This is a genomic window from Amycolatopsis sp. WAC 01416 (assembly GCF_003947485.1).
Classification (GTDB): Bacteria; Actinomycetota; Actinomycetes; order Mycobacteriales; family Pseudonocardiaceae; genus Amycolatopsis.
In genome coordinates this window covers 19,180-31,653 of record NZ_QHHX01000016.1, presented here as the reverse complement: position 1 = coordinate 31,653, position 12,474 = coordinate 19,180, and the positions used below count along the sequence as shown (strand labels likewise).

The 12,474-nt window shown below is 66.6% G+C and carries 10 protein-coding genes and 2 tRNA genes; 3 read left to right on the top strand and 9 right to left on the bottom strand.

Annotated features, from left to right (window positions below):
- Positions 1-32 precede the first annotated feature (32 nt).
- The 5 genes from ftsE to DL990_RS39020 form a co-directional block, all read right to left on the bottom strand.
- Positions 33-722 (bottom strand): cell division ATP-binding protein FtsE, encoded by a 690-nt coding sequence (gene ftsE, locus DL990_RS39040; protein WP_005168409.1) that lies wholly within the window; start codon positions 720-722, stop codon positions 33-35.
- A 135-nt stretch (positions 723-857) separates the two neighbouring features.
- Positions 858-1,961, bottom strand: a complete 1,104-nt coding sequence (gene prfB, locus DL990_RS39035; protein ID WP_125789208.1) for a peptide chain release factor 2 — start codon at positions 1,959-1,961, stop codon at positions 858-860.
- 66 nt (positions 1,962-2,027) lie between these two features.
- Positions 2,028-2,528, bottom strand: a complete 501-nt coding sequence (locus DL990_RS39030; RefSeq protein WP_125789207.1) for a PadR family transcriptional regulator — start codon at positions 2,526-2,528, stop codon at positions 2,028-2,030.
- 277 nt (positions 2,529-2,805) lie between these two features.
- Positions 2,806-2,879, bottom strand: a tRNA-Met gene (locus DL990_RS39025).
- 84 nt (positions 2,880-2,963) lie between these two features.
- The gene (locus DL990_RS39020; protein ID WP_125801685.1) at positions 2,964-3,557 is read right to left on the bottom strand and encodes a TetR family transcriptional regulator; all 594 of its coding nucleotides are present in this window, start codon (positions 3,555-3,557) and stop codon (positions 2,964-2,966) included.
- 92 nt (positions 3,558-3,649) lie between these two features.
- Between DL990_RS39020 and DL990_RS39015 the strand changes: the two genes are divergently transcribed.
- On the top strand, positions 3,650-5,098 hold the full coding sequence (locus DL990_RS39015) for an FAD-dependent monooxygenase (RefSeq protein ID WP_125801684.1): 1,449 nt from the start codon (positions 3,650-3,652) through the stop codon (positions 5,096-5,098).
- A 210-nt stretch (positions 5,099-5,308) separates the two neighbouring features.
- Here the strand turns inward: DL990_RS39015 and DL990_RS39010 are convergent.
- Both DL990_RS39010 and DL990_RS39005 read right to left on the bottom strand, forming a co-directional pair.
- Positions 5,309-5,382 (bottom strand) — tRNA-Met (locus DL990_RS39010).
- A 67-nt stretch (positions 5,383-5,449) separates the two neighbouring features.
- Complete coding sequence (locus DL990_RS39005; protein ID WP_125789204.1) at positions 5,450-8,443, bottom strand: UPF0182 family protein; 2,994 nt, start codon at positions 8,441-8,443, stop codon at positions 5,450-5,452.
- Between the two features lie 156 nt (positions 8,444-8,599).
- On the opposite strand from DL990_RS39005, the gene DL990_RS39000 reads away from it, so the two are divergent.
- A complete protein-coding gene (locus DL990_RS39000; RefSeq protein WP_125789203.1) occupies positions 8,600-9,148 on the top strand; it encodes a PPA1309 family protein in 549 nt (182 codons plus the stop codon).
- A 130-nt stretch (positions 9,149-9,278) separates the two neighbouring features.
- Here DL990_RS39000 and DL990_RS38995 read toward each other — a convergent pair whose 3' ends face one another.
- A complete protein-coding gene (locus DL990_RS38995; protein WP_199746789.1) occupies positions 9,279-10,283 on the bottom strand; it encodes a PDZ domain-containing protein in 1,005 nt (334 codons plus the stop codon).
- 203 nt (positions 10,284-10,486) lie between these two features.
- On the opposite strand from DL990_RS38995, the gene DL990_RS38990 reads away from it, so the two are divergent.
- Positions 10,487-11,836, top strand: a complete 1,350-nt coding sequence (locus DL990_RS38990) for a zinc-dependent metalloprotease (RefSeq protein ID WP_125801683.1) — start codon at positions 10,487-10,489, stop codon at positions 11,834-11,836.
- Between the two features lie 6 nt (positions 11,837-11,842).
- On the opposite strand, the gene DL990_RS38985 is transcribed toward DL990_RS38990, so the two are convergent.
- Positions 11,843-12,406 carry a M48 family metallopeptidase gene (locus tag DL990_RS38985; protein WP_125789290.1) on the bottom strand — a complete coding sequence of 188 codons (564 nt, stop codon included), beginning with the start codon at positions 12,404-12,406 and terminating at the stop codon, positions 11,843-11,845.
- Positions 12,407-12,474 lie beyond the last annotated feature (68 nt).

Genomic DNA, 12,474 nt, shown 5'->3' with positions numbered 1-12,474 from the left:
AAGTCGTGGGTAACGGAGGAGGGCGGGGCCGGTCAGCGGCCGATGCCGTAGACGCCTCGGGCGTCGTCACGGATGACCTTGCCGAGCTGGAGCTCGACGACCCTGCGCCGCATCGAGTCCACGATCGAATGGTCGTGGGTGGCCATCAGCACCGTCGTGCCGGTGCGGTTGATCCGCTCCAGCAGCAACATGATGTCCTGGCTGGTGTCGGGGTCCAGGTTCCCGGTCGGCTCGTCGGCGAGCAGCACGAGCGGGCGGTTCACGAACGCGCGGGCGATCGCGACGCGCTGCTGCTCACCACCGGAAAGTTCGTTGGGGAGACGGTCGGCCTTGCCGTCGAGGCCGACGAGTTCGAGCACCTCGGGCACGACCTTGCGGATCGTGGGGCGCGGCTTGCCGATGACTTCGAGCGCGAACGCGACGTTCTCGGCGACGGTCTTGTTCGACAGCAGACGGAAGTCCTGGAAGACGCAGCCGATGGTCTGCCGCAGCCGCGGCACCCGGCGACGGGCGAGCTTGGCGACGTCGAAGTTGGAGACCATCACGCGACCCTTGCTCGGCACCTCTTCGCGCAGCAGGAGACGCAGGAACGTCGACTTCCCGGACCCCGAGGGACCGATCAGGAAGACGAACTCACCTTTGTCGATCTCGACCGACACCCTTTCGAGGGCGGGACGGGTCGAGGTCTTGTAGACCTTGGAAACCTCTTCGAGCCGGATCACGGTTCGGCATACTACCCATGCCCGCCGTTAAGCCCGGGTAGCCCGGTACCGGCGGCCAAGCGAGCAAGGGACCTTTGCTGTCACTCTCTTCCGGAGAGTGACAGCAAAGGTCCCTTGCTCTCTCACGCAGGGTTGCTACGCGGCTCCGGACTGCTTGCGCCAGCGGATGCCCGCCTCGAGGAAACCGTCGATATCGCCGTCGAGCACGGACGACGGGTTGCCGACCTCGAACTCGGTCCGCAGGTCCTTGACCATCTGGTACGGGTGCAGCACGTAGGAGCGCATCTGGTTGCCCCAGCTGGAGCCGCCGTCCTTGAGCGCGTCCATCTCGGCGCGCTCCTCCTCCTTCTTCCGCAGCAGCAGCCGCGCCTGGAGGACCTTCATCGCCGCCGCCTTGTTCTGCAGCTGCGACTTCTCGTTCTGGCACGACACGACCACGCCGGTCGGGATATGCGTGATCCGCACCGCCGAGTCCGTCGTGTTGACGCTCTGGCCGCCGGGGCCGGACGAGCGGTACACGTCGACACGGATGTCCTTCTCGGGGATGTCGACGTGGTCGACCTCCTCGACCTCGGGCATCACCTCGACGTGCGCGAAGGAGGTCTGGCGGCGGCTCTGGTTGTCGAACGGCGAGATGCGCACCAGCCGGTGCGTGCCCTGCTCGACCGAGAGCGTGCCGTAGACGTAGGGCGCCGTCACCTTGAACGTGGCGGACTTGATGCCCGCCTCTTCGGCGTAGGAGATGTCGTAGACGTCCGTCGGGTAGCCGTGCCGCTCCGCCCAGCGCAGGTACATCCGGAGCAGCATCTCGGCCCAGTCGGCCGCGTCGACGCCGCCCGCTTCGGACCGGATGGTGACCACGGCGTTCCGCGGGTCGTATTCACCCGACAGCAGGGTGCGGACCTCGAGCCCGTCGATGTCCTTGGTGAGGGCCGTGAGCTCGGACTCGGACTCGGCCACACTGGCGGAGTCGCCCTCGGCCTCGGCCAGCTCATAGAGGACGCCCAGGTCGTCGAGCCGCTGCCGCAGCTCGGAAATGCGTCGCAGCTCACTCTGCCGGTGGGACAACTGGCTGGTGACCTTCTGCGCCGCTTCGGGGTCGTCCCAGAGGTTCGGGCTGGACGCCTGTTCCTCCAGCTCGGCCACCTGGGCACGCAGCGCATCCAGGTCCATCACCGACTCGATCTGCTTCAGCTTGCCGGCCAGGTCCTTCAGTGCCGCATCGAACTCATCACTCACGTCGGCCAAGGTTACGGCAAAACCCACGACCGGTTGCGAGGAACCGGTCGTGGGCACCTGTCCGGGTCAGGACTGGGGGATGGAATCCAGCAGTTTCAGTGCCGCTTTCGCCTGCGCCTGAGCGAACTCGGCGACCGCCTTGGCGTAGGGGCCGTCGGCGGCCTTGGTGGCGACCTTGGCTTCGTCGAGCTGCTGGGTGTAGCTGGCGCGCGCCGACTCGAGCAGCGCCGAGCGCTGCTTCACCGTCAGCGAACCGGCGTGCACGAGACGCAGGATCAGCGGGCTGCGGAGGTGGTCAGGACCGGCTTCGGAGGTCAGCCACGTCTTGAACGCCTTCTTGCCCGCCGCAGTGATGAGGTACTGCTGGCTCGACCGCGGGCCCTGCTTGCCGAGGCGGACGAGGCCCTCCTTCGACAAGGCGGGAAGCTCCCGGTACACCTGGCTGCGGGTCACGCTGAAGAAGGCGCCGAAACGCTCACCCGCCCCCGCGACCAGTTGCCCGCCCGTGGCGGGACCGTCGTGGAGAAGACCGAGCAGTGCGGCGGCTGTTGCATTCAATTCGGACACGTACTCTACGGTCCCACTTTTCGGAACCTGTGTCCACTGTGGTCAGCACATCTGTCCATTGTGGCTAGTGATATGCGCTCATTCGGCCCAACGGACTACGCCTGTCCACAAAGGACCGGACACGCTGCGCAACCGGCGACGGCCACGGGCAGCGGCACACGTCCCCACCCCGGCCGACAACAGCGGATGATCGCCTCGGAGGGGCACAGGACACGGAACCCGGAAAAGAAGAAGCGCGGATCTGCGATTTCCGCAGATCCGCGCTTCGTTTTCTCTGTAGCGGGGACAGGATTTGAACCTGCGACCTCTGGGTTATGAGCCCAGCGAGCTACCGAGCTGCTCCACCCCGCGTCGTTGTGTTAATAGATTACATGGGGGCGAAACCCGGTTTCAGGGGGGTACCCCTTAACTCGGCAAAGGGTCCTTGACCTGCCTTTATGGCGCGACTTTGTCATCCAGCCAGCCGAAGACGCCGTCGAGGACCATGGTCAGCCCGTCGCTGAACCTGCCCTCGACGTCCTCGTCGAAGACCCACGCCGTGGGCGTGGTGTCGTAACGAGGGTCGCGTTCGCCCGGAATCGGATAGACGGCCTGCTCTTCGATGGTGAACCCGACGACATAGCTGTAGACGGTGAACAACGCCCGGCCGGCCAGATGCGGCTCAAGCCCCGCGTCGACGCGTCCTTGAAACGGATTGTCACCGAGAAGGCTGTCGTCGGTGAGGAAAGTCCCGGAGAAGACCTTCGCCCCGTCACGGTAAGCAAGCATCATCCGGCGCAAACCCCGTGACGCCAGCTCGAGCGAGCCCCGCTCCCCCAAGCCTTCCGGCACTCGGCCCGGCATCGCGTCGGCGTACATCAGCGTCGCCATCTCGTCGAGCAGCTCCTGCTTGTTCTTCACGTGCCAGTACAACGCGGGCGCCTTGACGCCGAGTTCCTGCGCGATCAGGCGGAGCGTCAACCCGTTGAGCCCGACGTCGTTGAGCAGCCGAAGCCCGGCGCGGACGATGTCCTGCCTGGTCAGACCCACATTCAACCTTCTTCCAGTGAGAGCATCTTGACAATTTAACGATGTTAAGTGCACGCTGGGCGCAGGTCAATTTAACAACGTTAAGGAGTGGTATGAACAACCTGGGGACGGACGTGGTCGTGGCCGGGGCGGGCCCCACCGGGCTGATGCTGGCTCACGAACTCGCGCTCGCCGGTGTCGATGTCGTGATACTGGAACGGCTTCACGAACGCACAGGACTGTCGAAGGCGCTGAACGTGCAGCCGCGCACCGCGGAAATGCTGGCGCTGCGCGGACTTCTGGACGGCGTCGAGGAGCGTTCGTACGCGACGGTGCAGGACGGACATTTCGCGATGATCCCCGTCGACTACGACGGATGGGACACTCGATTCCCTTTCCAGCTGGGCATTCCGCAGGCCCAGGTCGAGGAGTACCTGGAGGAACGGCTGGCCACGCAAGGAACGAAGGTGATCCGGGGCGCCGAAGTAATCGATTTCGTACAGGACAAGGACTCTGTTTCCGTTCGGTACCGAACAGACAGTGGCGAAAATCGGCTGCACGCGAAGTTCCTCGTCGGCTGCGACGGCTCTCGAAGCGTTGTACGCAAAGGACTCGGCGTCGACTTCCCCGGCGTGGACGGTGAAGGCTTCGGCGTAGTCGCGGACGTCCTGTTCGACAAAACCCCTGACGGCGCGCAAAAGCAGTGGCGAACGATGCGGAACATCGGGCAGCCGACCGGTGCGACCACGTTCAAAGGCCTGATTCCGTTGGGAGAACCCGGTCTCTACCGCTTCGTGTACGGCGACCGGGCCTCGCGGCCGGCGGACATCCGGTCCGCCATCTCCCACGACGAAGTCAGGCAGGCACTGCACGACTCGTACGGCGACTCCGCGACCGTCTCGGAAATCCGATGGGCGTCACAGTTCTCCGACGCCGCGCGGCAGGCGGAGCACTACCGCGTCGGGCGGGTGCTGCTGGCGGGCGATGCCGCGCACATCCACTTCCCGGCAGGCGGCCAGGGATTGAACCTCGGCGTGCAGGACGCCATGAACCTGGGCTGGAAGCTCGCCGCGACAGTGCGCGGCTGGGCCGGTGACGACCTGCTGGACACCTACGAGGCCGAACGGCACCCTGTCGGTGCTCAGGTACTGCACAACGTCGCCGCTCAGCTAGGACTGACTCCGCGGTCTCACGAGTCTCGCGCGCTTAGGGACTTTTTCGCTGAACTGACCAAGCTGCCCGAGGTGAACCGGTACCTGGCGGGCATGGTCTCGGGTCTCGGGATCCGCTACCCGACCTACGGGACGTCGCACCCGGCACTCGGCTCGCGGCTCAACGACCAGGACGTCGCCACAGAGGCCGGCCCGCTTCGCCCGAGCACGCTCTTCCACACCGGCGACTTCGTGCTCCTGACGACCACTCAGGCCCACGTCGAGGCCGCCCGGGCCCACTCGCCGCGCCTGACCGTCCAGCTCGTCACCGACCTGCCGTGGCCCTCCATCGAGGCCGTCCTGTACCGCCCCGACGGCTACGCCTGCTGGGTCGCCGCCCCCACGCGATAGCAAAGGTCCCCCGCTCCCTCGGCGATACCAAAGGTCCCCTGCTCCCTCACGCCACCAAAGGTCCCTCGCTACCTCGGGCACCCCACACATCCGAACACACGGGGGTCCAGGAGACGGAGCCCTCCTGGAGGGGTCTGGGGGTTCGACCCACGGTGAAATACGAAAGAGGCCCGTGTTCGCGTTTCCGCGAACACGGGCCTCTTTCGTCTGTAGCGGGGACAGGATTTGAACCTGCGACCTCTGGGTTATGAGCCCAGCGAGCTACCGAGCTGCTCCACCCCGCGTCGTAGCACCTACCTTACGCCTGTGTTTCCAGCAGGCGCAAAGCAGGTGCCCTTTAGGTAAGCGACGTCACCCTCCGGGCTGGCCGGAGGTCGGCGGCGCACTGGTCGCCGGCGGGTTTGCCTTGGCCGACTCGTAAGCCTTGGAAGCTGCTTCGAGGGCGGCCAGGGCGGCACCCTGGTCGGCGTAGTTGCCGGATTGCTGGGCGGCGCGGAACTTGAGCCAGGCGTCGTGCATGTCGCCCGCGGCCTTGTCGAGCGCCGGGTTGCCGCTGGCGGGCGGCTGCGGTGTCGTCGTGCCCGGCGGCGGAGCCGTGGGCCCCGGTGTGCCACCGCTCTGCGGCGGTGTGACCCCGGAGCCGGTTCCCGCGCCGAAGACCTGGTCGAGCGCTTCGTTAAGTGTCGGCGCGAAGCCGATCTTGGTGCCGTAGGAGACCAGGACGCGGGCCAGCTGCGGATAGCTCAGCTGGTTCCGTTGCCGGATGTAGACCGGTTCCACGTAGAGGAAACCGTTGGCGACGGGCAGCGTGATCAGGTTTCCGTAGGTGACGGTGACGTTCGGGTTGTTGAACAGTGTCCGGTCCTGCGCGACCCGCGGGTCACTTTGGAATCTGTTCTGGACCTGGACCGGCCCGTCGACCTGAGTGGAGCCACTCGCCCCTGTGGGCAGTCTCAGGACCCGCATCCGCCCGTAGTCTTCGGGATCCGAAGACACCGACATCCACGCCGCCAGGTACTGCCTTTGGAGACCGGTCAGCGAACTGGTGAGCTGGAACCGCGACTTGGTGTCGCCCGGCGCGGTCGCCAGGACGTAGTAGCCGGGCTGGTTGGCGATCCCGGAGGCCGACGCGTTCACGCCGCCTTCCTGCGTCGGGTCCTGCGGAACGCTCCAGAAGGCCTGCTGCGCGTAGAACTCCGCGGGGTTGTTCACGTGGTACTTCGAGAGGAGTTCCCGCTGCACCTTGAAGAGGTCTTCGGGGTAGCGGAAGTGCGACCGCAGATCCGGAGAGATCTCGCTGCTCGGCTTGACCAGGCCCGGGAAGACCTTCTTCCAGGCGTTGAGCACCGGCTCGTTGTCCTCAACCCCGTACAGCGTCACGGTGCCGTCGAACGCGTCGACGGTGGCCTTGACCGAGTTGCGGATGTAGTTGATCGAGGAGTTCGCCTGGCGCGTGGTGCCGCTGAGCGAGTCGTTGGTCGCCTGGCCGAGCTGGGTCTGCTGGGCGTACGGGAAGTTGTTCATCGTCGTGTAGCCGTCGACGATCCACTTGATCTTGCCGTCGACGACCGCCGGGTACGGGTCACCGTCGAGGGTCAGCCACGGGGCGATCTTGGCGACTCGATCCCGGGGTTCGCGGTTGAACATGATCTTGGATCCGTCGCCGATGGCGTCGGAGAAGAGAATGTTCCGCTCTCCGTACTCGGCGGCGAAGACCAGCCGGTTGAACCAGTTGTCGATCGGCACGCCGCCGGAGCCCTTGTAGATGTAGGCACGGTCGACGGCGGTGTCGTATTCGCCGGGCGCCTGCCCTGCCTTGCCGCCGACGATCGCGTACGCGGCGTCGGTCGCGAGCTCGCCGTAGTAGATGCGAGGTTCGTCCACCTTGATGCCCGGCTTGTTCGGGTCGGTCGAGCCGGCGCCTGCCGGGTTCTGGGTGTCGCTGGTGGTGGCGATCGGGTAGCCGCCGTCGGAGTTGGCGTCCTTCAGCGCGCGGTCGATCGTGTTGGCCGGCGCGGCGACGAAGCCGTTTCCGTGCGTGTAGACGAGGTGCTTGTTGATCCAGTTCGTCTGGTTGCCGGTGAGGCCTTCGGTCTTGATCTCCTTGGCGGCGACGATGTAGTCCTGCGTGACACCGTTGAGGGTGTAACGGTCGATGTCCAGCTTGGACGGGAAGCCGTAGAAGTTCTCACGGCCGACGCGCTGGGTGAAGGTGTCGCTGAGGACGTTCGGGTCGAGCAGCCGGATGTTCGGGACGGTCCCCTTGTCCGCCTTGATCTCCGCGGAGGTCGCCTCGGACTTGCCGGTGTAGTCCTTGTACTCGACGTTGGTCAGGCCGAACGCCTGACGGGTCGCGTCCATGTTGCGCTGGATCGACGCGGATTCCTTCTCGTTCGCGTTGGGCTTCACGGAGAACTGGTCGAGCACCGCGGGCCACGCGACGCCGACCAGGACGTTCGACAGGATCAGCAGCACCAACGCGATCGCGGGCAGCTGCAGGTTGCGCAGGAACGCACCGGCGAAGAACGCGACGGCGCAGATCACCGAGATGCACAGAAGGATCAGCTTCGCGGGCAGGACCGCGTTCAGGTCGGTGTAGGTCGCACCGACGAACAGCGGCGCACCCCGGTCCGAGAGCAGCAGGTTGTAGCGGTCGAAGAAGTACTCGACAGCCTTCAGCAGCACGAAGATGCCGATGGTGATGGCGAGCTGGGCGCGGGTCGGCCCGGCGAGCTGGCCGCCCTTACCCGCGAGCCGGATGCCGCCGAAGATGTAGTGCGAGATCAGCGCACCGAAGAACGCGATGACGACCGAGATGAACAGCCAGCCCAGGATCCAGTTGTAGAACGGCAGGTCGAAGGCGTAAAAGCCGACGTCGTTCCCGAATTCGGGATCGGTCTGGCCGAACGGTGTGCCGTTCAGGAACAGCTGCACGACCTGCCAGTCGCTCTGCGCGGACGCGCCGGCGATGAGCCCGGTGAGCACCGGGATACCGATGCCGAACAGCCGGATCCGGCCGACGATCGCCGACCTATAGCGCGCAAGCGGGTCGTCGTTGCCGGAAATCGGCACGAAGACGGGCCTGGACCGGTACGCGATCATCAAACTGACCGCGAGCGAACCTCCCACCAAGAGCCCTACGGCGAAGAACAAGACGACACGGGTGATCAACACCGTGCTGAACACCGTCCGGGCGCCGACCTCGCCGAACCACAACCAGTCGACGTAGGTGTTCAGCAGTCTCGCGCCCAGCAGCAGGGCCAGAATGACTACGGCGGCGATGATGAGCAGTATCCGGCTGCGCCGGGACAGCTTCGGCAGGCTCACGGGGGGCCGAGTGGCCACTGCACACGCTCCTGGTTTGGTGAACTTTTCGCTGGGGCGCGCGTACCGCGTGCGGCCCCTGATGCTCTAACTCTACGGATGCCGTCGGAAGTTCCCGGAACCCGCCCAAACCGGACTCGGAAGGCCGCCGCTCCGGCCGCCTGGAACGATGTGCCAATGGCATCGAGTGAGCAGCAGGGCGTGGCCGGCCTGGCCCGCGAAGTCGAGGAGTTCGTCGCCTCCGGAGGATGGGATCAGCCGCCGCAGTTGTTCGCGCTGGTCCCTACCGCGGCACTGCTGGACGAACAGCCCGAACTGGCCGGTCAGCTCGACACGTCGGCCCCGCTGACGCCGGTCGCCCAGGAGGCGCTGCCGGAGGGTGACCTCGGCGAAGCGCTGGCGCAGATCGCGTGGCCCGATCTGGTGCTGGGGTGCGCGCTCGCGCAGGAGATCATCGTGCTGCCGCCGGACGCCGAAGCCGAGCTTCCGGTCGTCCCCGAGACCGATGCCGAACGCCTGCGTCAAGCGGCCGCCGACCACCCGCGCCGTACCGAAGCCCGGCTCGTCGCCGCTGTCCTGCGAGATGGCGCCGGAGCGTGCGTCATGCGGCTTCGCGGTGCCGGGCAGTCCGAGGAGCCAGGTGATGTCCCTGTCGACGAGATCATCGAGAACCCGGAGTTGGCTCCCAACCTGCTCGAAGCCCTGAAGGCGACTTTTCTGCCCTGACCTGCGAAAAGAGAGCAAGGGACCTTTGCTATCGCCGGCCTCGAGACGCGAGCCGGGCGATACCAAAGGTCCCTTGCTCTCTTCGATCAGACCTGTGAGGCGATAGCAAAGGTCCCTTGCTCCCCGGCTGTCAGCACGAGGCGGTGGGCCGTCCCGCCTTGAGGTTCTCGAGCTGCGCGATCGCCTCGTCCAGCGTGGCCACCTTGATCAGGTTCAGGCCATCGGGCGCGGCGGTCTTCGCCTCGGCGCAGTTGTGCGCGGGCACGAGGAAGTCGGTGGCGCCGGCCTCGCGAGCGCCGACCACCTTGAACGAGATGCCGCCGATCGCACCGACGACGCCCTTCTCCGAGATCTCGCCCGTCCCGGCGATATGCCTGCCACCGGCGAGATCGCCGGGCTCCATCTTGTCGACGATCGCGAGCGCGAACATCAGGCCCGCCGACGGGCCGCCGACGTCCTGCAGCGAGATCTTCACGTCGAAGGGGACATCGGCGCGGTCCACTGCCGTCAGGCCCATGAAGCCTTCCGGGCCGTCGGGCCGCTGCGCGAGCGTGAGCGGCACGGTGCGTTCGGCTTGCCCATCGGATTTGAAAGTGATCTGGACGGTCTGGCCGGGCTTCGTCCCGTTCAGCGCGGCACGCACGTCGGTCGCTTCCTTGACCGTCTGCCCGTTGACCACCAGGAGCCGGTCCCCCGGAGCGAGCACCTTGTCTGCCGGGCTGCCGGAGACGATCGTCTTCGCGAGCACCTTCACCGGGGACTTGCGACGCAACGCGGCGACCTGAGCAGCGGTCTGCGAGTCCTGCAGCTGCTGGATGTTCTCCTGGCGGACCTGCTCGTTGGTTTCGCCCGGCTTGAAATACTCCTCGCGCGGCGCCAGCGCATACCGGCCACTCGCCCAGAGCCCGAGCGCGTTGAAGAGCGTGATGCCGCCATCGCGCAGGGAGACGGTCGTCATCCGCAGCTCGCCGGAGGTCTGGAAGATCTCGTGCCCGTTGACCTGGATCACGGGCTGTCCGGCGGCGTCCTTGCCGAGCGTGTCGTAGGTCGGTCCGGGGCTGATCGCCACGTACGGCACCGGGATGAAGAACCCGACCAGTGCGAAGGCGACGAACAACGCCCCGCTGACCAGCAACGTCCAACCGCGCCGGGTCAGTCGCCGCTCGGAGCGGTCCTGGTCACTCGCGGAGCCCGCACGGCTCCGCGCTGCTGTGGTCTGCTCCGAGGGCTCTGTCACGCGTGACAGCGTACGGTGACTGTGTTCGCTTCTCGGTGAAGGCCACGCTCATCACTCCACTTGACGAGCTCTGGATCCCATGACCCGCGTACGGTGGTGCCATGAGCAAACCCCCGTTCGGCTTCGGACCGCCCGATCCCGACAAACGAGGCGAGAACGAGCCGTCGGACTCCGGCGGCCAGCCCTCCGGCGCCGAGGCCTTCAATCAGCTCGGTCAGATGCTCAGCCAGCTGGGCCAGATGCTCAGCCAGGCCGGCAGCTCGACCGGACCGGTCAATTACGACCTGGCGAAACAGATCGCGTTGCAGAACCTCAGCAGCAGTGACGACAGCGACGTCAAGCTCGGCTTTTCGTCATCCGGCGGCGGCGATTCGAGCACGGCCATCCGTGATGCCGCCCACCTGGCAGAGCTGTGGCTCGACGCCGCGACGATCCTGCCCGCCGGAGCAACGTCGACCGTCGCGTGGTCCGCGCGCACCTGGGTCGAGAAGACCCTGCCCACGTGGCAGCGCCTCTGCGACCCCGTCGCCCAGCAGGTCTCAGGCGCGTGGGTCCAGGCCCTGCCCGAGGAGGCCAAGCAGGCCGCCGGCCCGCTCCTCTCGATGATGGGGCAGATGGGCGGGATGGCCTTCGGCTCCCAGCTCGGTAACGCCCTGGCTCAGTTGGCTTCCGAAGTGCTCACCTCCACCGAAGTCGGTCTCCCGCTCGGCCCCGCGGCCACCTCCGCGCTGCTGCCGGCGAACATCGAGAAGTTCACTGAGGGCCTGGAGCTGCCGACCAGCGAGGTGCTGGTCTTCATCGCCGCGCGCGAGGCCGCCCACCAGCGGCTGTTCGCCCACGTTCCCTGGCTGCGGCAGCGACTGCTGGCCACCGTCGAGGAGTTCGCGAGCGGTATCTCCGTCGACACCTCGGCGCTGGAACAGCTCGCTGGCCAGATCGACCCGTCGAACCCGGCCAGCATCGAAGAAGCCATGTCCTCCGGCCTGCTCGAACCCCAGACCTCACCCGAGCAGAAGGCGGCACTGAACCGCCTGGAGACCCTGCTCGCGCTGGTCGAAGGCTGGGTCGACGTCGTGGTCGCCGAGGCGATCGGCGACCGCCTTCCGGGCGCGGACGCGCTCCGGGAGACACTGCGCCGCCGCCGGGCCACAGGCGGCCCGGCGGAGCAGACCTTCGCCACCTTGGTGGGCCTCGAGCTCCGGCCCAGGCGGATGCGGGCGGCTTCCTCGCTGTGGAAGCTCGTCGGTGACCAGCACGGCATCGAGAAGCGGGACGGCCTCTGGTCCCACCCCGACCTCATGCCGACCGCCGAGGACCTCGACGAGCCGCTCGACTTCTCCGAGCGTCTCGGCGACGGCGAGTCGACGCTGGAAGGCATCGACCCGATCGCCGAGATCGAACGCACCGAGCGCGAGAAGAACAAGCCCAAGGACGACGAAGACAACAGCTGAGGCACGTCAGTCCTCCGCCGCGATGCCCCAACCGGCGGCGGAGGACAGGCCCTCCAGATAGCCGATGGCGCGTTCGGTCTTGGGATAACGGCGAACGAGCTCCCAGAACGCCGCGTTGTGCCCTGGTTCCTTCAGATGCGCGAGTTCGTGCACGAGGACGTAGTCCAGCACCCATCCCGGCACCCGGCGCAGGCGATCACTGACCCTGATCGTCGCGTCGACCGGTGTGCAGGACGCCCACCTCGTCCGCATCGGCGGCACCCAGCGAACGCTCGCGGGTATCGCCTTTCCGTCCAGATACTTCGCCGAGAGCACGGCGCAGCGCGCCAGCAGCGCCTCGTCGGAGGCTTTCGGCGGCGAGGCCTGCCGCGGGCCCTTGCGCAGCAGTTTGCGCTGCATCTCGGCTACCCAGTGCTTCTCCTCTGCCCGGGTCATCCGGGCAGGGATCAGCACGACGAGGGTGTCCTCGTCCCAGTACGCGGTGACGGTCCGGTGACGGCGTTGGCTACGCCGTACCTCGACCTTGTGTTCGGGAGTGTCCGACGGATTCGTCGTGTCCCGGCCCCTCAGCGAGGGCGTCCGTGCTTCGACCACTCGACCACGGTAAGGCCAGTCACCGACAACTCCGAGGGCCGAAA